Origin of the sequence: Pseudemcibacter aquimaris, from assembly GCF_028869115.1 — a bacterium.
GTDB classification, from domain to species: domain Bacteria; phylum Pseudomonadota; class Alphaproteobacteria; order Sphingomonadales; family Emcibacteraceae; genus Pseudemcibacter; species Pseudemcibacter aquimaris.
The window spans coordinates 2,547,278-2,566,914 of the sequence record NZ_CP079800.1; the positions used below are offsets into that span (position 1 = coordinate 2,547,278).

12 protein-coding genes are annotated in these 19,637 nt (G+C 43.5%); 3 read left to right on the forward strand and 9 right to left on the reverse strand.

Going from position 1 to position 19,637, the window contains the following annotated elements:
• Positions 1 to 27: 27 nt before the first annotated feature.
• Positions 28 to 1,203, reverse strand: a complete 1,176-nt coding sequence (gene fadA, locus KW060_RS12035) for an acetyl-CoA C-acyltransferase FadA (protein ID WP_249037080.1) — start codon at positions 1,201 to 1,203, stop codon at positions 28 to 30.
• Entirely contained in the window at positions 1,200 to 3,365 is a 2,166-nt protein-coding gene (gene fadB / locus KW060_RS12040) for a fatty acid oxidation complex subunit alpha FadB (protein ID WP_249037079.1), read from the reverse strand. The genes fadA and fadB overlap by 4 nt, the downstream gene beginning before the upstream one ends.
• A gap of 125 nt (positions 3,366 to 3,490) precedes the next feature.
• On the opposite strand from fadB, the gene KW060_RS12045 reads away from it, so the two are divergent.
• Complete coding sequence (locus tag KW060_RS12045; protein WP_274757285.1) at positions 3,491 to 5,512, forward strand: oxidoreductase; 2,022 nt, start codon at positions 3,491 to 3,493, stop codon at positions 5,510 to 5,512.
• 1 nt (position 5,513) lies between these two features.
• Here KW060_RS12045 and KW060_RS12050 read toward each other — a convergent pair whose 3' ends face one another.
• The 6 genes from KW060_RS12050 to ahpC all read right to left on the reverse strand — a co-directional run bounded on the left by KW060_RS12050 (position 5,514) and on the right by ahpC (position 16,055).
• Entirely contained in the window at positions 5,514 to 7,916 is a 2,403-nt protein-coding gene (locus KW060_RS12050) for a transporter substrate-binding domain-containing protein (RefSeq protein ID WP_249037078.1), read from the reverse strand.
• An 80-nt stretch (positions 7,917 to 7,996) separates the two neighbouring features.
• A complete protein-coding gene (locus KW060_RS12055) occupies positions 7,997 to 9,994 on the reverse strand; it encodes a TonB-dependent receptor plug domain-containing protein (RefSeq protein WP_249037077.1) in 1,998 nt (665 codons plus the stop codon).
• Positions 9,995 to 10,085: 91 nt separating this feature from the next.
• Positions 10,086 to 11,516, reverse strand: a complete 1,431-nt coding sequence (locus KW060_RS12060) for an NAD-dependent succinate-semialdehyde dehydrogenase (RefSeq protein ID WP_249037076.1) — start codon at positions 11,514 to 11,516, stop codon at positions 10,086 to 10,088.
• A 99-nt stretch (positions 11,517 to 11,615) separates the two neighbouring features.
• On the reverse strand, positions 11,616 to 13,793 hold the full coding sequence (locus tag KW060_RS12065) for an OsmC domain/YcaO domain-containing protein (RefSeq protein WP_249037075.1): 2,178 nt from the start codon (positions 13,791 to 13,793) through the stop codon (positions 11,616 to 11,618).
• Between the two features lie 63 nt (positions 13,794 to 13,856).
• Positions 13,857 to 15,413: an alkyl hydroperoxide reductase subunit F gene (gene ahpF, locus KW060_RS12070; RefSeq protein WP_249037074.1), complete on the reverse strand. Its 1,557-nt coding sequence runs from the start codon at positions 15,411 to 15,413 to the stop codon at positions 13,857 to 13,859.
• 78 nt (positions 15,414 to 15,491) lie between these two features.
• The gene (gene ahpC / locus KW060_RS12075) at positions 15,492 to 16,055 is read right to left on the reverse strand and encodes an alkyl hydroperoxide reductase subunit C (RefSeq protein WP_249037073.1); all 564 of its coding nucleotides are present in this window, start codon (positions 16,053 to 16,055) and stop codon (positions 15,492 to 15,494) included.
• Positions 16,056 to 16,179: 124 nt separating this feature from the next.
• Between ahpC and KW060_RS12080 the strand changes: the two genes are divergently transcribed.
• A complete protein-coding gene (locus KW060_RS12080) occupies positions 16,180 to 17,046 on the forward strand; it encodes a LysR substrate-binding domain-containing protein (protein WP_249037072.1) in 867 nt (288 codons plus the stop codon).
• 66 nt (positions 17,047 to 17,112) lie between these two features.
• A complete protein-coding gene (locus KW060_RS12085; RefSeq protein WP_249037071.1) occupies positions 17,113 to 18,489 on the forward strand; it encodes an NAD(P)-binding protein in 1,377 nt (458 codons plus the stop codon).
• Here KW060_RS12085 and KW060_RS12090 read toward each other — a convergent pair.
• A complete protein-coding gene (locus tag KW060_RS12090; protein ID WP_249037070.1) occupies positions 18,464 to 19,636 on the reverse strand; it encodes a type I secretion system permease/ATPase in 1,173 nt (390 codons plus the stop codon). The genes KW060_RS12085 and KW060_RS12090 overlap by 26 nt on opposite strands.
• Between the last annotated feature and the right edge of the window lies 1 nt (position 19,637).

Below are 19,637 nucleotides of genomic sequence, written 5' to 3' on the forward strand. Positions count from 1 at the left end.
AAAAAGCCCCGTTAATCGGGGCTTTTTTTATACCCTCTCAATAATAGTCGAGATCCCCATGCCCATGCCGATGCACATGGTGGCTAGTCCTGTGGTTCCGTCGCGACCTTCCAAAACATTAAGTAATGTGGTGGTTATTCTGGCACCGGAACAACCAAGCGGGTGACCAAGGGCGATGGCACCGCCATTCATGTTGACCTTGTCTTCCATGCTATCCAGCAGTTTCAGATTTTTAAGAACAGCCAAACCTTGCGCGGCGAATGCCTCGTTAAGTTCCACATAATCAATATCATCCATGGACATGCCAGCGCGCTCAAGTGCTTTCATGGATGCGGGAACCGGACCAAAGCCCATGATCGATGGATCACATCCCGCCACAGCCATGCTTTTAATGCGGGCCCGTGGCGTTAATCCAAGTTCCTTTGCTTTCGCGGCGGACATCACAAGCATACCGGACGCCCCATCGGATATCGCCGATGATGTTCCTGCGGTTACCGTACCGCCTTTCGGCATAAATACGGGTCTTAATCCGGCGAGCCCTTCCATGGATGTGTCTGGTCTTATGACCTCATCATAGGTAAGCGCGATTTTGTTGCCGTCTTTATCGTGTCCCTCAACCGGGATGATTTCATTTTTCCATCTGCCTTCAAGGGTCGCTTCATGGGCAAGCCTGTGTGAACGTACACCGAAGGCATCCTGATCTTCGCGGCCGATACCGTTGATATTGGCAAGCATTTCTGCGGTCACCCCCATCATCATGGCGGCCTTGGCGGCATGTTTTGACATTTCCGGATTGATATCAACACCGTGGGTCATTTCAACATGGCCCATATGTTCCACCCCACCGATCACAAATAAATCACCATAACCGGATACGATCGATTGCGCCGCAATATGAAGCGCCGACATGGATGACCCACAAAGGCGGTTCACGGTCTGACCGGAAACGGAATGCGGCAGTCCCGCAAGTAACGCCGCATTCCGGGCGATATTAAACCCTTGCTCGAGCGTCTGATTAACGCATCCCCAGATCACGTCTTCGACCATATCGCCTTTGACTTCTGGGTTTCTTGCCAGCAATGCTTTGATAACCTCGGCTGATAATTTTTCGGCGCGAACATTTCTAAACGATCCGCCTTTTGATCTTGCCATTGCAGTACGGACACAATCCACGATCACGACTTCATTTAACGCTATGCTCATGATTTGTCTCCTTCTGCTTGGTGGTATTTTTCTTTATTTGCCGCCATTTCCTTCATTCGGTCGGTCGGATGATAAAGCGGCCCTAAATGTTCGTATTTAGCGGCCATGGCGAGGATGTTATCCATCCCGACCTGATCCATATAATGTAGCGCACCACCCCTGAATGGTGGAAAACCGATACCGTAAATAAGCGCCATGTCGGCCTCTGCCGCGCTGGCGACAATGCCTTCTTCAACGCATCTTGCGACCTCGATCAGTAACGGCAACATCATGCGTTCAATGATTTCTTGATCGTCAAATTCTTTAATATCACCGGTTACATCGCTCAATAATCCAGGGACATCTTCATCGATGATCTTTTTATCTTTGCCGCGTTTATCCAGTTCGTATTTATAGAAGCCTTTTTTGTTTTTCTGACCAAACCGTTCCAGTTCAAACATCAGATCAACGGCATTTTTTCCTTCATGGGTCATACGGTCCGGGAAACCATCGGCCATTACCGCATCCGCGTGATAGGCAGTATCAATCCCCACTACATCAAGCAGGTATGCAGGCCCCATTGGCCAGCCGAACCCTTCCATCACTTTATCCACTTGTTTGAAATCGGCCCCTTCGCTGACCAACGAGGAAAACCCGCCAAAGTAAGGGAACAACACGCGGTTCACGAAAAAGCCCGGGCAATCATTCACCACAATCGGTGTTTTACCCATTCGTTGTGCGTATGCGACCGTCTGAGCGATCGCCTCTTCACCTGTTTTTTCACCGCGGATGACCTCAACCAGTGGCATGCGGTGCACGGGGTTAAAGAAATGCATACCGCAGAATTTTTCCGGTTTCTTTAACGCCGTGGCCAGTTCCGTAATGGAGATGGTTGATGTATTTGACGTTAGGATCGCACCATCTTTCATATTTTCTTCTGTTTCAGCAAGGACGGCTTTTTTGATCTTTTCATTTTCGACGACGGCTTCAACCACAATATCAGCACGGCCAAAATCGCCGTAACTTAAGGTCGGTGTGATCTGCGTTAATGTCTTTGCCATTTTCGCCGTATCAATGCGGCCGCGTTTTAATTGACCGCTTAATAATTTCACCGCTTCATCAAGCCCAAGCTGTAATGCATCTTCGTTGATGTCTTTCATCAATATCGGCGTGCCTTTTGATGCCGACTGATAGGCAACACCACCGCCCATGATACCCGCACCAAGTACGGCTGCCATATTCACAGGTTCTGCGTTTTTCGTGTATTTTTTGGAAACGCGTTTCACGATCTGATCATTTAAAAACAGGCTAACAAGTGACGTACAGACATCGGTTTTAGCAAGTTTTGCGAAGCCGCGTACTTCTTGCTCAATCGCGCCGGCACGGTCCATGGTCACGGATTTTTTCATGGTTTTTAAGGCTTGCATCGGTGCCGGGTAATGTGGCCCTGCCTTTCCGGCGATGACACCTTTCGCGCTTTCGAACGCCATCATATGTTCAACGTGATTAAGCTTCACGGGCGTTTGTTTTTCCGTGCGTCTTGCCTGATAATCAAAATCACCCGCGTTACACTTGTTAATGAGATCAATGGCACTTGATAGTAATTGGTCCTTTTCCACCACTGCGTCAACAGCGCCTTCTTTTAATGCTTTTTCCGCGTCATTATTGCCGCCCGCGCAAATCCATTCATTGGCGTTATCAACACCGATTAATCGCGGCAGTCTAACCGTGCCACCCCAACCAGGGTTAAGGCCAAGCTTTACTTCCGGTAATCCGATTTTTGCGTCCGGGGTCATAATACGGTAATCGGTCGCAAGACATAATTCCATGCCCCCACCAACAGCAATGCCGTTAATGGCCGTAACCGTCGGACATGGCAGGTCTTCTACCGCATTAAAATAATCATGATGTTTTAAGATATGGTCATAGACCTCTTCTTCCGTATGAGAGAACATTTGAATGAATTCAGTAATATCAGCACCAACAATGAATGTATCTTTCGCGCTTGTGAAAACCGCCCCTTTAATGCCTTCGATTTTGGCGACTGCCGCAACGGTATCTCGTAATTCTTCGAGTGCAGCCTGATCAAATTTATTGATTTTATCGTCTTTGCGGTCAAAAACGATTTCATAAATATCGTTTCCGGCGTCCTTCACTTGGATAAATTGCCCTTGCGGAAGCATGGTGCATCTCTCCTTCTTTGCTGATTTTTCATTTGTTATCAAATACTCTATACCTTTAATGTAATGGCATCAATATGGCCTTCAATAGTTTTATTGATATTTTTATATGTTTGTGATCATATAAAATGATGAATAAATACCCGCACATGTTTGAACCGCTTGATCTTGGTTTTACGCGTCTTAAGAACCGTATCATCATGGGTTCCATGCATACTATGCTCGAAGATATGAAGGATTTAAGCTGGCTTGCGGAATTTTATGCGGCCCGTGTTCGTGGCGGTGTTAGCTTAATCGTCACGGGTGGTTTTCCGGTAAATGAAGCATCATTTGCAGGCTTTCACGGTGCACGCGGGCTTTATGATAATAATGACATCGAAAGGCATAAACTAGTCACCGACCGCGTCCACAATGAAGGCGGCAAGGTCATCATGCAGCTTTTGCATATGGGCCGTTATGCACCAAGCCCGGAAGCGATCGCACCATCACCGATCAAATCCCCGATTATGCCGTTTGCGCCGCTCGAGCTCACCCATGAACAGATTTTAGAGCAAATTGATGATTTCGCCGTGGCAGCCGAACGCGCGAAACTGGCCGGATATGACGGCATCGAAATCATGGGATCAGAAGGATATTTCATTCATCAATTTGTTGCAAAGCGCACCAATAAAAGAACCGACCAATGGGGTGGGTCATATGAAAACCGTATCAAACTTGCCCTTGAAATCGTGAAAGCCGTGCGTGAAAAAATCGGTGATGATTTTATCTTAATGTACCGTTTTTCAATCCTAGATCTTGTTGAAGAGGGCAGCACCTTTGATGAAGCACTTATGCTTGCAAAGAAGCTTGAAAAACTGGGCATCAATATCTTAAACGGCGGCATTGGTTGGCACGAATCCCGTGTTCCGACAACCCATACCGTGGTGCCAAGGGCCGCATTCACATGGGTCACGGAAAAATTTAAAAAGCACCTGTCCGTGCCGATGGTGACATCGAACCGTATTAATAAACCGGAAATTGCCGAACAGGTTTTGGCGGATGGCCATGCCGATCTGGTTTCTTTGGCCCGCCCCATGCTCGCCGATCCAGAATTCGTTAATAAAGCAGCAGATGGCCGCGAAGACGAGATAAACATTTGTATCGGCTGTAATCAGGCCTGCCTTGAACACACATTAACCGGCAAACCGGTAAGTTGCCTCGTTAACCCGCTTGCTTGTGCGGAAAGTTATTTGAAAATCACCCCCACCGAAACACCCAAAAACATTGCCGTTGTGGGTGCTGGTCCCGGCGGGATGGCTTTTGCCGTTTATGCCGCCATGCGTGGGCATCATGTCACCTTATTTGATAAAGCGGATAAAATTGGCGGGCAATTAAACATGGCCAAGAAAGTGCCCGGCAAAGAAGAATTCTATGACATGATCAAATATTATGAACGTCAACTGGAAATTCATAATGTCGACGTCAAACTAGGCACCCATATCGATGGTGAGGTGATCAAAAATGGTGATTTTAACGAGATCATTTTGGCGACGGGTGTTAAGCCGCGCATACCCGACATTCCCGGATTGGATCATGAAAAGGTACTTACCTATATCGATGTGTTAAATGGCACGCATGTGGGTGATAAGATTGCCATCATTGGCGCAGGCGGTATCGGTTTTGATGTCGCGGAATTTTTAAGTCATTCTGGTGAACGCACCAGTCAAAATATTGGTGCATATATGAAAGCATGGGGCGTGGATATGGCACTTGATGCCCGCGGCGGCATCGAAGGGGTTGAAGCAAAATTTCCAAAATCGAAAAGGGAAATATACCTATTGCAACGTAGTGAAACTGGCGTTGGTAAAAAGCTTGCAAAAACGGTCGGCTGGATCCACCGCACGGAACTTAAGAAAAAAGGCGTTCATATGGTTCCGGGCTGCGAATATCAAAAAATTAATGATGATGGATTGCATGTAACAATGAATGGCGAACAACAGATACTGGATGTTGATCATATCATCATTTGCGCGGGCCAAGAGCCGGAACGGTCACTTCAAAATGACAATCCCGATTTAAATGTTCATTTAATCGGTGGCGCCGATGTGGCCGCAGAACTTGATGCCAAACGCGCCATCAATCAAGCATGCAAACTTGCGTTAGAGATTTAAGCTACATTATATTTCGCGGTATTGTAATGGTCGCCTTGGTACCAACACCAACTTCGCTGGATAATTCAAATGTACCACCATGAAGTTCGGTTAATTGTTGCACAATCGGAAGCCCTAAACCCGTGCCACCTTCGTTTGATATGCGGACATCTTTATCTTGTTCAAACGGCCTTAATACTCTTTCAAGCTTGTCTTCTGGAATACCAATACCAGTATCAACGACCTCTATCAAAATTACATTACCGTTGGATGACGTAATTTTTAATTTAACACGCCCGCCACTATCCGTAAATTTCACAGCATTGGATAGTAAATTAATCATCACGCGTTTCATGGCATGTTTTTCTGCATCAATGATACACTCATCTTCGCTGATTAGGGATAATTCAACACCCTTTTCTTCTGCCATAGGTTTTATAATATTAACTGTACTTTTGGCACTATCGATCAGGTCAAACTTTTCTTTTTCTAATTTCCATTTGCCGGCTTCGATTTTAGAAAGATCAAGCACATCATTAATGATTGTCGCCAAATGTTCGCCACTAAATTTAATATCTTTTAAATATTCTTTATGCTTTGGAACTGCAACCTCACCATAAATACCGGATGAAATGGCTTCTGAAAAACCAATTATTGCATTTAAAGGCGTCCTGATCTCATGACTCATGTTCGCTAAAAACTGTGATTTTGCCGCATTGGCTTCTTCTGCTTTGGCTTGCATTTCCCATGCGGTTTCACGGGCAAAAATAAGTTCTCTTTCAATAATTTCTCTTCTGTTGATTTCTCTTCTCAAGCTTATTGCCCAAATAAGAACAATAACCAAAACAAACATCCCAGCGCCGACAATTTGCCAGACAAATGTATAATCCACACCTTCATTTACTGTGGTTGAAAGCCATTTCCTTGATATTTCAATTTCATCCGCTGTCGAAATCGCACTCATGGCTTTGTAAAGTGCACTATATAACAATGGCTTATCTTTTATGACACCCATTGAAAACGTGATATCATACTGCGTCTGGCCAACAACACGAATATTATCAAAACCTTCTGTCGTAATATAATAAGATGCAATTGGCAGAACGCCAACATGAGCATCAGCCACTCCATTCTCAACTAAATCAAGTGCCTCAACGGTGGTTGCTACATCAATGATTTCAATACCAGGATAATCTCTAAGGATATAATTACTAATGGCGGAATTTTGAATTTGCGCCACTTTTTTGCCAATCAACCCTTCCATAGCCCCAATCATTTCTTCACCATCTTTAGCAAAAATGGCATAAAATCCGGTTAAGTAACCATCTGTAAAATCAAAATATTGCCGTCTTTCCACATTTTCAATCATGAAAGACATCATGTCGGCATCACCCGCAACGGCCATATCATAACCTTGACCCCAGGTTTCATTTCCAACCCACTCAAATTCAACATTAAGCATGCGTGATAAAATATTTAGATAATCACCTGTCATCCCGGTGATTTGACCGTCTTCCGAGATAAATTCAATTGGCCGTGAAATTGGTGATGCTGCAACGCGTACAACCGGATTTTCATGTAACCAATTTAATTCTTCATCAGTCAGTTCGTGTCCAGCCGCAGCAAGATAATCCGTATTCCATTTTCTTGTAAGGGCACGATATTCTTCATCACTTACAGCCAACATACCTTTATCCAAGATATTGCGCAGCATATCATTTGTTTTGTGCGTCCCCATCCTGATCTGGTTCATTATGAGCAGTTCTGGAAAATATTGTTTATCCAGAATACTGATACCTTTAACGTTATTTTGTTGAAGGATATAATTTACAACTGGCGCCCGCCCAAGAAATACATCGAACTCTCCTCTAGCTAAAGCCATAACAGAGGTATAGGATGATTCAGTACTTACAAAATTATAATCAGGGAATCTTTCCCTTATATAGCGTGACTGTGCTGTATCCTCAACGAGGCCAATTCTCAGATTGGAGATATCCGTTTCACTGCTATTCAGATTACTTTCATCGCGGCCAAAGTATACCACAGGCATTTCAAAGTAAGTTTCTGTAAAAATTAAATGCTCTGCTCTCTCTTCAGTACGAACCAAACTATGAATTATATCGATTTCGTCGTTATAAGATTTATCCAGAAGTTCCGTCCAAGTGTAGCCACTGATAAATTCAGTTTTCAACCCAACTTTACTTGCAACTAGATTAACGTATTCCACTGAAAAACCATACGGCATCCCGGTAACTGTAAAATCAAAGGGCGCCCAATCTGATTGACTGGTCACAGTTACGGTTGGATTATTTCTAATCCATTCTAATTCTTCTTCAGTAAGTTGGGCTTGCGCATGTGAATAACTTAATGTGCAATAAATGAAAATCAGTAAACTTAAAAGATATCTAAATACATTTAACTTCATTGATGAATATACGTACCTACAAAAATCTACCCCATAGTTTTTATATCAATCGAACCTTAATTAACCATTAATACGAGTAATTAAAAATCTGCAACACGTAAACCGATCTTAAATCGTCTACCCGGCGACGGTAATCCAAGTTGGGGGAGAACGACTTCATTGGTAAGATTATCAACCGCCGCATAAAGTTGCCAATTGCCGAATTCACTGACCATTACAGGCATAGATACCCTTAAATTTATTTCGGTTGATGGATCAAGTTTAGTTACAATACCGTCTTCATTTTCATCATAGGCTTTACCAGTATGATTAAGTTCCGCGCGGACATTTGCTTCATTTTCAAATGTATAATTGGCAGCCAGTAACATTTGGCTATCTGGCCGTTGATAAAGCGTTGGTCTTAAACTATTTTCATCTAGGTCCGCTTTTAATTCCTGCCAGAATAGGTCGGCTTCTAATGTTAAAGTATCCGAAATCATCCAGTCGGCGGAAAACTCTACACCATACCCGAATGATCCATCCAGATTATATCGCTGCCTTAATGTTTTGCCGTCCACTTCGACATTGCGTCTGGAAAGCGTGTCATTAATGCGCGAAAACCACGGGGTAAAATTAACAACCACCGGTGCTTCTTCCGCTTGCCATGCAATGGTTAAATCACCAACAAGTGCTGTTTCCGGCTTTAGATCAGGATTAACCAAAAACATGCCAAGGGCCGCGCTATATAATTCGCGCATTGACGGGAACCGTGTACGCTGTCCGATGGTGGATGTGACCGTGACTTTATCAGATGTTTTCCATTCAATAGCAGCACTTCCCGCCCATTTTGAAATGGCGGGTTGTTCTGGTCTGCCGCCGGTTAATGGGGTTGATGACCTGTCATATGCAGATGAAAATGATGCTTTTACCGTTTCCCCTAACGGCACATCCATTTCAGCACCGATGCTCATGACACGTTGGCGGAATTTCTCATTATTCCCTGAAACATCATTGATTAGATCAACTTCGACCTGATCATGGGTACTTTCCTGCGTTGATGCAACAAGGCGTGTTGTGACATCTGTCCAATCATGGCTTAAAACAATTCTTCCACCATATGTTCTGTCACTATCATCTTGCCTATTTTCAGTGAGTGAATAACTAACATCATCATATGAAACAATGGATTGTCCAAACTGCTGGTTCCAGACGTTAATTCTTAAATCACTATGTTCGCTAAAATTAAATTCACTGGCCATACTGACTTGTGTCATATTCCAATCTGGATAACGCCAATATCTTGGGTTTCCATCTTCAGGCTCAACATGTGCAGCGGCGGCAATCCCCTTATTCGCGCTAATATCAAGCAGGGTAAATCGAACCATGCCCCATTCCTGATTAACGCCTGCAGACATAAAAATGCTATCGCTATTTAAATCCGTATTGGTTCTGCCATTTTCAGGGTTTGGGTCAAACGGTATAACGTCATGATCCGCAACCGTTATCGCATCACGTTCGATGTGATTTGCACCAAACTGTAAAAATAATCCATTTTCAAGTGGGGCATACACGGCCCCTTCCACCAAAACTGCATTATGACTACCCCATTCCGCGCGGGCGTTATAATCATATTTATCCGCAAAATGAACCGTTGATAAATCCACAACCCCGAGCACAGCCCCAGCACCATATTCAATAGGTGCAGCACTTTTAATCACACGGGCATTCCTAATCACACCCGCTGGGAACAAGCTTAAATCCGCACGTCCGTCCCACGGTACACTAATGGGTGCGCCATCTATGAAAATCTGTGATTGTCTTTCTTCTGATCCACGAAGTCTCAAGACCGCTTCACCGCGGGAATTGGTTCTGATCCCCACCCCGAGCTCAGCATTAAAAATATCAATCAGTGTTGATGGGAATTTTCCATTGATTTTATCGTAGGAAATATCCATTTCCGGTTGAAGTGATCGGCGTTCGGTTTTCGGTGCGGTTACAACGATATTGTCAATTGCACCATATTCAACAGCAGCCGCGAAAACATTCCCCGACAAACAGGACGATGATAAAAGAAAAGCTGTAATCAGGTTCGTTCGCATCTATACAGTTTTCCCTATAATCCTTGCTGTTTCAATAGTACTGCGACGTTGTTTAAGAACAGATTACCCCTTTGTCAATCTTTTGCTATGCTCACGACATAAGGCCGCCCATCAAACAATATTTAATTTCGACGTAATCATCGATGCCGTATTTTGATCCTTCACGGCCAACACCGGATTCTTTTACACCACCAAATGGTGCCAGTTCCGTTGAAATAATACCTTCGTTAACACCGACAATGCCATATTCAAGTGCTTCTGTCACACGCCACACACGACCAAGGTCACGGCTATAGAAATAACAGGCAAGTCCATATGGCGTATCGTTGGCCATTTCGATGACTTCATTTTCATCTTTAAATTTAATGATCGCGGAAACAGGGCCAAAGATTTCAGAATTGGCAATTTCCATATCCATTTTGACGTTGGTTAACAATGTTGGTGTATAGAAATTATCACCGGCGTCATGCCTTTCACCGCCAAGAATCAAATCCGCGCCTTCTGATGTTGCGGAATTTACAAGTCCTTCAACCTTATCCACTGCGGCGCTATTAATCACCGGGCCAACATGAACATCATCATGGGCGCCATTTCCAACATTTAATGCTTCAATCGCCGCTTTGAATTTTTCGACAAATTCATCATGAATATCTTCGTGAATGAAGAAACGGTTTGCACAAACACATGTTTGGCCGGCGTTTCTATATTTTGAAACCATCGCACCTGCAACGGCCGCATCAATATCCGCATCATCAAACACGATAAACGGTGCATTACCACCAAGTTCCATGCTAACTTTTTTCACGGTGCTTGCGGATTGCTGCATCAGGATTTTACCAACTGCCGTTGACCCAGTGAATGTAATCTTGCGAATGGTTGGGTGCGTTGTAAAAACATTACCAATATCCGCCGGTTTTGTTGTTGTGACCGTTTTCATCACACCTTCCGGCACACCCGCTTGAAACGCTAGTTCCTCAAGCGCAAGGGCCGATAATGGTGTTGCTTCCGCCGGTTTCACCAGTGCCGTACAACCCGCGGCAAGCGCAGGCCCAACTTTACGAGTAATCATCGCAAGTGGGAAATTCCACGGTGTAATCGCGGCAATAACGCCGATTGGTTGCTTCAGCGCAATAATGCGTTTATCGGAAGCATGAGTTGGGATTACGTCACCGTAAATACGTTTTCCTTCTTCAGCGAACCATTCAATGAATGATGCGGCGTAAGCCACTTCGCCGCGTGCCTCGAATAACGGTTTACCGCATTCCGCCGTGATCAATTGCGCTAACGCTTCCGTATTTTCTAGGATCAACTCATACCATTTTCGTAGAATGGCGGCGCGTTCTTTTGCTGTTTTTGCTGCCCAAGTTTTAAACGCAATGTTAGCGGCTTCTACGGCGGCTTCTGTTTCCGCAACTGAATAATCCTTAACCACCGCGATCTGTTCACCAGTGGCCGGATTATTCACGGCCAGACCGTTTTCAAAACCAATATAATTTTTCACTAAATCTAAATCGTACGACATTGTTTTCTCATTTTAAAAAATTGTGATCACATTTTTATATCTGAGTCTCTTAAAGAGGAACAGACTTATCTACTTACTATATAAAAATAAAATCTGGCGTTAAGATTTCAAGGCTCTGGCTTTATGAATTTTCTTATAACTTTCAATAAGTTTTAGATGCTTATCAAGCCCTTCCAAATTCATACTTGTTTTATTGAGGCCATAGAATTTTACCTCACCCGTGATGGAACCCACGACATTTTTCATCACATCATCACCGAACATACGCGACATATTGGTCAGATAATCCGCCATATCAAGCGTATCATCCTGCTCAATATCAAGCGCAGCATTCACCGCCTGATAAAACAGAACCCGTTCTTTTGTGTTGTCATTGTAATTTAGAAAATCAAAAATGATTTCCTTGGCATCTTCGTAATTTCCAAGGGCCAGATGAATTAATATTTTAAGCTCACCTATATCAAGTCTGCTCCAGACCGATGTATCATCAAACAAGATGCCAATTAAATCTGAAATCAGCGTGTAATGATCCAGCTCGCTTTCTTCTAACCTTTCAAGAAGATCTTCAAGGTCGTCATAATCAAGTGAATGAATATTTAGAATATCTTCACGGAATAAAAGCGCTTTATTGCTATTATCCCAGATCAGATCATCGGCCGGATACACTTCAGAATAACCGGGTACAAGAATACGGCACGCACAGCCACCAAAATCATTATATGTCGCCACATAAACTTCTTTGCCGATGCTTTCCATAATGCCCATTAAAGTTTCGCATTCCTGCTCATTGGTGCCGGAAAAATCCCATTCCACAAATTCATATTCGTTTTTCGCGCTGAAAAATTTCCATGACACAACCCCCGTTGAGTCAATGAAGTGTTCAACGAAATTATTAGGTTCGCTTACCGCTAAACTATTAAATGTGGGTGGTGGAACGTCATTTAACCCTTCGAAACTTCTGCCTTGCAATAATTCGGTTAGGCTTCTTTCTAATGCGACTTCGAAACTCGGGTGACCGCCGAATGACGCAAACACACCGCCCGTTTTCGGGTTCATTAAAGTCACACACATCACCGGATATTTCCCACCAAGTGACGCATCCTTTACCAGTACCGGAAATCCTTTATCCTCAAGCTCATCAATACCCGCCTGAATATGTGGATATTTATCTAGAACGCTTTTCGGCACATCAGGAAGCACAATTTCATTTTCAATGATGTCACGCTTTACGGCGCGTTCAAATATTTCAGATAAACATTGCACCATGGCTTCATGTTCATTATTACCCGCGCTCATGCCGTTGCTGACGAACAGATTTTCGATCAGGTTCGATGGAAAATAAACCGTTTTAGCATCGGATGCCCGATTAAACGGCAATGCGCAAATGCCACGGTCACTTCTGCCGGAATTGGTATCAATCAGGTTGGATGCTTTTAATTCATCATCGGGGTCAAATATCCCAAGGGTATAATCATCCAATATCCCATCCGGCAATGCATCATTCGGCCCGGCTTTAAACCATTTTTCATTTGGATAATGAACAAATTCACTGTTCGCGATTTCTTCACCGAAATAATAATCGTTATAGAAAAAATTACAGCTTAACCGTTCGATATATTCCCCAAGTGCGGAACATAATGCGCTTTCCTTGCTTGCGCCCTTACCGTTCGTATAGCAGACGGGTGACGCCGCATCACGAATATGAAGTGACCAAACATTTGGGACAATATTACGCCATGATGACACCTCGATCTTGATACCAAGGTCGGATAGAATGCCGCTCATATTTTTAATGGTTTGCTCAAGCGGTAAATCTTTACCCAAGATCATGGTTTCGCCATCGATCATATCATCCATGCTAAGGATCGATGTGTCATCCTCGATGCTTTCGACGGTTTCGATGTTGAAATCCGGCCCTTCCTGCACCACTTTTTTCACGGTGCAGCGATCAATGGATCTTAAAATCCCTTCGCGGTCGCGGTCCGATATTGTATCCGGAAGCTCAACACCAATTTGGAAAGTTTGTTTATATCTGTTTTCAGGGTCGATAATGTTGTTTTGGGAAATTCTGATGCCGTCTGTTGGTATTTTACGGGCAAGGCAATAAACCTTTACAAAATATGCAGCACATAACGCGGATGAGGCCAAGAAATAATCAAACGGACTTGGGGCCGTGCCATCGCCTTTATACCTAATGGGCTGATCCGTGATGACGGTAAAATCATCAAATTTCGCCTCAAGTCGCAAGTTATCCAAAAAATTTACGGTGATTTCCATAATTTACTTTCCTGAAATCCGGGTGCAGCAACTGGCCGCACCCTATTTTTTCAGCAAGATAAATTAAAATTCACGAATTAGATAGTCAAAAGCGGAAAGTGATGCTTTTGATCCCTCGCCCATGGCGATGACGATCTGTTTATAAGGAACTGTGGTTACATCACCGCAGGCAAAAATGCCTTCTTCGCTGGTTTCGCCGCGTTCATTAATCAGGATTTCACCGTATTCGGATTGATCCACCAAACCTTTTACAAATTCACTGTTCGGTAACAATCCGATTTGCACGAAAACGCCGTTTAAATCTTTGGTCAATACGTCACCACTTTCACGGTCCTGATACTGGATTGCCTCAACACCTGATCCATTTGCCAGAATTTCCTGTGCAGCGACATTTTTATAGATGGTGATGTTATCACGGGATTCTGCCTGCTCGATTAACACCTGATCGGCCTTAAGTTCCGGTAAAAATTCAAATACGGAAACCGAATTTACGATACCGGATAGATCAATTGCCGCCTCAATACCGGAATTACCACCGCCGATTACGGCAACATCCTTACCTTTATAAAAGGGGCCATCACAATGCGGACAGTAGGCCACACCATTACCGATGTTTTCTTTTTCACCCGGGATGCCAAGCTCACGCCATTTTGCACCGGTTGCGATAATCACGGTTTTGGTTTCAATCACCTCACCCGATGAAAGGTGGACTTTTTTAATTTTACCCGGTTCAATTCGGTCAACACGTAAATGTTCCTTACGGGTGATGGTATAATCATCCATGTGCGCCATTAAGGCACCCGTTAATTCCGGGCCAGTTGTTTTTGATACGGAAATCAGGTTTTCAATACCCATAGTATCTTTCACCTGTCCGCCAAAACGGTCAGCGATAATGGTAATGGCAAGTCCCTTACGTGCACCATATATGGCCGCGGATACACCCGCCGGACCACCGCCAATGATGGTCATATCCTGTAGCGGTAATTTTTCATCATCAGAAACGTTTATGGCTTCCGGGTTTCTTTGTAAAAGTTTATCCATAAGCACCGCAGGATCAATTTTACCGTTTGCGAAAACCTCACCATTTAAATAAACGCTTGGGACCCCTTGAATATTATTTTCTTCGATCAATTCCGGGAACACACCGCCATCAATGGTTTCTGTGGAAATCTTATCATTAATAAGCGCGAATTTATTTAACGTCTGCACCACATCCGGACAGTTATGGCAGCTTAGGCTGACGTAAACTTGAAAATTCAGCTCTTCATTGATATTTGAAATGATTTTCAAAATACTATCGTCCAGCTTCATATCTGTGCCCGATGAATGAAGGATTGCAAGCACCAGTGAATTAAATTCATGGCCGCCCGGTAATCCGGAAAACCTAATGCCGGTGTCTTTACCGTCTGCCTCAATTAAAAAGCAAATTGGTGAACGTAATCTGCCGCCCGTGTCACGCTCTTCGAATTTGATATTTTCTGATACTGATGAAAGCTTCGTTAGAAAATCATGAAGTTCAGCGCGTTTTTCATGTTCACCTGTTTCAAGCACAAGTGTAATCTGATTTTGCATGTTGGCGGTATATTGCTTTAAAGAATTCAAAATTTCATTTGTTAACATAATCTATTCCTCAGTACTTAAATATCAATTGGGGGGATCGGTGGCAGGCGAGCCGCCACCGTTTATTATTTTTAAAGTTTAAATCTTGCCGACAAGATCAAGGCTTGGTGTTAATGTTTCTTCACCTTGTTCCCATGCCGCCGGGCAAACTTCGCCGTCATTTTCCGCGACATATTGTGCGGCTTTTACTTTACGCACCATGTCTTTTGCGGAACGGCCAATACCCAGATCGTGAATTTCAGCAACCTTTACAATGCCGTCCGGGTTCGCAAGAAATGTACCGCGAAGGGCAAGTGCCTCTTCTTCGATCATCACGTCAAAGCCACGTGTAATTCTGCCTGTCGGGTCACCGATCATTGGGAAGTTAATTTTACCAATTGCCGGGCTTGAATCGTGCCATGCTTTATGGCTGAAATGCGTATCTGTTGAAACGGAATAAACCTCAACACCTAGTGCTTTAAGCTCTTCATAATGATCGGCCATGTCCTCTAACTCAGTTGGGCATACGAATGTAAAGTCGGCTGGGTAAAAAAGGAAAATTGACCATTTCCCTTTTACATCATCAGATGTAATTGTTTTAAATTCGCCGTTGTGGAATGCTTCCGCTTTAAATTCCGGAATTGATTTGTTGATCATAGACATAATTTCTTTCTCCTTAATTCATTTAAAAAATTCCGCTGAATGTCTCTCAGCTTCAAAAAGAGAATAAAACCAACCTCAATTTAAGTAAAATATATTGATTTTATCATTTCAATAAGTAATATTTATGATTATGAATTTACGTGATTTAAAATATTTAATCGCTGTTGCAGAACATCTGCATTTCGGCAAAGCCGCCGAAAGCTGCCATGTCAGCCAACCTGCATTAAGCATGCAGTTAAGCAAGTTAGAAGATTTTCTCGGCGTTAAACTGATCGAACGCACCAATAAAAAAGTGCTGATCACCGATGTGGGTGAAAAAATTGTTGAACGCGCGAAAGACGCCATTCGCGCCAGCGAAGAAATCATTGAAATCGCAGATACTTTTAAAAGCCCGTTTGTCGGTGATTTTAAACTGGGCGCCTTCCCGACCCTTGCCCCTTATTATTTCAGTCAGATTGTACCGATTATATCGAAAGCTTTTCCGGACATCAGGCTTTTACTGATCGAAGAAAAAACTGAAATTCTGGTCGATAAAATATTAAATGGTGAAATTGATGCTGCTTTCCTCGCAACACCAGAAGGGGATGGCATGCTGACATCAGCGCCACTATTTAATGATGAATTTATTTATGGCACACCCATGAATGATAATGCTGTAAAATCCATCACCCGTGATGAATTATTATCTGAAAAATTACTGCTTCTTGAAGAAGGACATTGCCTGCGCAATCAGGCCCTTGATTATTGCAGTATCCCGACCGAAAACGCGGGCCATGATTTTCAAGCAACCAGCATGGAAACATTAAAACAAATGGTATCAGCAGGGGTCGGATCCACACTCATCCCACAAATCGCCCGTAAAAAAGACGATCATATTCATTACGTTCCCATCACACCAAATCCGCCGTACCGAACCATATCGTTAAACTGGCGAAAATCTTCACCCAAGTACCCGCTATATGAAAAAATGGTTGAGCTGTTAAAACAATAAAATTCTGGTGCATTTAAACTTCCTGCCCTAAAGTGATGTGATCACAAAATATAAGTGGAAATATCCATGTCCAAAATTACCAGAAGAAATTTTGTCAATGGCACCTTAATGGCGGCCGGGGCATCGCTTTTGCCCTTTAAGGGAACAGGACAAGAAGTTCTGGCAAAAATGAACCCGGATTTTTACCCGCCATCAATGACCGGACTACGCGGCAGTCAGCCGGGATCAAATGATGCTGCCCATGCGCTAAGCTGGGCTGGCCAGGATGATTGGGGTAAGAAGGAAAACCTGAACGAAGAATATGATCTCGTGGTTGTTGGTGGCGGCATCAGCGGCCTTGCGGCCGGATATTTTTTCCAAAAGGAATATGGCAATGATAAAAAGATACTGATCCTTGATAATCATGATGATTTTGGGGGACACGCCCGACGCAATGAACACCACATCGACGGCAATCTTCGCATTGGTCAGGGTGGTTCTGAATCGCTTGAGGATACAGCAAGCTATAGCGGCGCCCTGCTTGAAATGTTGAATGACATTGGCATCGATCTTAATCAATTTACCGAAAGATATGATTTCGGCTTTTTCAAACGACACGGCCTTAGTGCAAAAATGTTTTTTAATGAAAAGACCTTTGGCAAAAACACGCTTGTTGATCACCCGCTATGTGATTATCCCGGCTTTATCGAAGGCATGGTCAGACCAACTATTTCGGTCGAGGATGCCGTTGCACAAACCCCACTCAGCGAAAGTGGGAAAGAACAGCTTCTTAAGGTGATTAAGGCAAGCCAGGATGATCTGGGCGTTCCAAAAAGCCAGATGAAAGAATTCGCCAAATCCAATTTATATTTTGATTTCTTAAAAAATACACTTGGTGTGGATGATGAACATGTGCTGCAAATCGCAAGACATACTTCCGTTGATTATACCGAAGGCGGGCTTGATGCATTAAGCCTTTATGATGCGCTCGCAAGTGGGCCACTTGGTGATGACCCGAATGTGGCATGGAAAGATGCACTTGGTAATGGTGCATATCAGCATTACATCAATAAAGATAAGGGCACATACGGCACCGACGATCCATTCATTCAACATTTCCCAGATGGCAATGCAACCATCGCCAGATTAATAGTTAAAAAATTAATCCCCCACGTGGGACCCGGTGACAACGTAGAGGACGCAATCTTATCCAAATATAATTACGCCGCCCTCGATCTGCCGGATAATATCGCGCGAATTCGCCTGAACAGTACTGTCGTGAATGTAAAACATGATGGCCCCGTTAACACCGCCATAAGCGCATTTGTGAATTATATCAATGATGGCAAATCATATGTGGTAAAGGCCAAAAATGTTGTGATGGCATGCTATAATATGATGATCCCGTTTATTGTTCCTGATTTGCCGGAAGATCAATTTACGGCGTTAAGAAGCCTAACCTAGCGTGGCCATCGTTTGGCTGCCATGTTCCGACAAGTATTTTGCAAAGGGTAGTTTTGCCAGCCGATGATGGCCCGATAATGCCAAGTACACTACCTTGATCCAACGTAAAATTTACTCGGTTCAATGCCGGCACCTGATGCCCCTTGGGAAAATAGGTTACATCTTCACAAACCAATTTCCCATTGGGTTTTGGTAAATTAGATTGTGTTTTCTTTTGATCGGATATTTCAAGCAATGTTCGGATACGTCCATAAGAACTTCGTGCATTCACGAAACCGCGCCACGATGAAATGGCTTGTTCCAATGGGCCAAGCGCACGAGCAAGCAATATCGATCCCGCGATCATACCCCCAGGCGTTAGCTGGTTCCCAAGTACAAGATACGCGCCAAGCCCTAAAACACCAGCCTGCGCAGCCATTCTTAAGAAACGGCTCATACCAAATAAAGTACTGCTTCTGTCTGATGCGATTTGCCTTTTGGCTAGTATTTTATGATTACTTTGCTGCCAACCTTCACTAAAAGGATTAAACATGCCCATGGCTTGCAATACATCAGCATTTCGAACCGCAAGATCAGCAAGATGTTGATTTTTAATATGTTCTTCTGATGCTTCTGATAATGGTTTTCTTGTTGCCACTTCATTTAACCAAGTAATGGTGATAAGCATGGCACCGAATACCACAGCCAAAATACCAAGCCATAAATGTAAAACAGATACCGCAGCAAGAAAAATTGGTACCCACAACAGATCCGTTAATGTTCTTAATGGGCCTGTGATAAATTGTCTGATGGAACCTAAATCTCTTAATGATTGTGCACTAGCAGGCATGCCACTTAATGCACCCTGCATGCTTGCCTTTAATAATTTTGGGGATAATGATTTATCAAGCCAATTACCGATCCGGTTTAAAAGACGTTTTCTGACGCTTTCCATTATGCCGGATACAAGCAATGCAATAATCACGATGAACGTAAGAAAAAGTAATGTTTCCTTACTACCGGAATTTAGAACCCGGTCAAATATCTGGATCATATAAAGTGGAGTTGCCAGAAGAAGTATATTAGCCACAAAGCCAAAGCCGATCAGGGCAATTAACCCTGATCTACCTTGCTTAATTAAATCATTTAATGATGATCTGTTTTTCATG

What these genes read in the sequence shown, in the direction of transcription:
- KW060_RS12055 (WP_249037077.1), bottom strand. Translation starts at nt 9,994, where the DNA reads ATGCGAACGAACCTGATTACAGCTTTTCTTTTATCATCGTCCTGTTTG.
- KW060_RS12065 (WP_249037075.1), bottom strand. Translation starts at nt 13,793, where the DNA reads ATGGAAATCACCGTAAATTTTTTGGATAACTTGCGACTTGAGGCGAAA.
- KW060_RS12085 (WP_249037071.1), top strand. Translation starts at nt 17,113, where the DNA reads ATGTCCAAAATTACCAGAAGAAATTTTGTCAATGGCACCTTAATGGCG.
- KW060_RS12090 (WP_249037070.1), bottom strand. Translation starts at nt 19,636, where the DNA reads ATGAAAAACAGATCATCATTAAATGATTTAATTAAGCAAGGTAGATCA.
- KW060_RS12080 (WP_249037072.1), top strand. Translation starts at nt 16,180, where the DNA reads ATGATTATGAATTTACGTGATTTAAAATATTTAATCGCTGTTGCAGAA.
- KW060_RS12045 (WP_274757285.1), top strand. Translation starts at nt 3,491, where the DNA reads ATGATGAATAAATACCCGCACATGTTTGAACCGCTTGATCTTGGTTTT.
- fadA (WP_249037080.1), bottom strand. Translation starts at nt 1,203, where the DNA reads ATGAGCATAGCGTTAAATGAAGTCGTGATCGTGGATTGTGTCCGTACT.
- fadB (WP_249037079.1), bottom strand. Translation starts at nt 3,365, where the DNA reads ATGCTTCCGCAAGGGCAATTTATCCAAGTGAAGGACGCCGGAAACGAT.
- KW060_RS12060 (WP_249037076.1), bottom strand. Translation starts at nt 11,516, where the DNA reads ATGTCGTACGATTTAGATTTAGTGAAAAATTATATTGGTTTTGAAAAC.
- ahpC (WP_249037073.1), bottom strand. Translation starts at nt 16,055, where the DNA reads ATGTCTATGATCAACAAATCAATTCCGGAATTTAAAGCGGAAGCATTC.
- ahpF (WP_249037074.1), bottom strand. Translation starts at nt 15,413, where the DNA reads ATGTTAACAAATGAAATTTTGAATTCTTTAAAGCAATATACCGCCAAC.
- KW060_RS12050 (WP_249037078.1), bottom strand. Translation starts at nt 7,916, where the DNA reads ATGAAGTTAAATGTATTTAGATATCTTTTAAGTTTACTGATTTTCATT.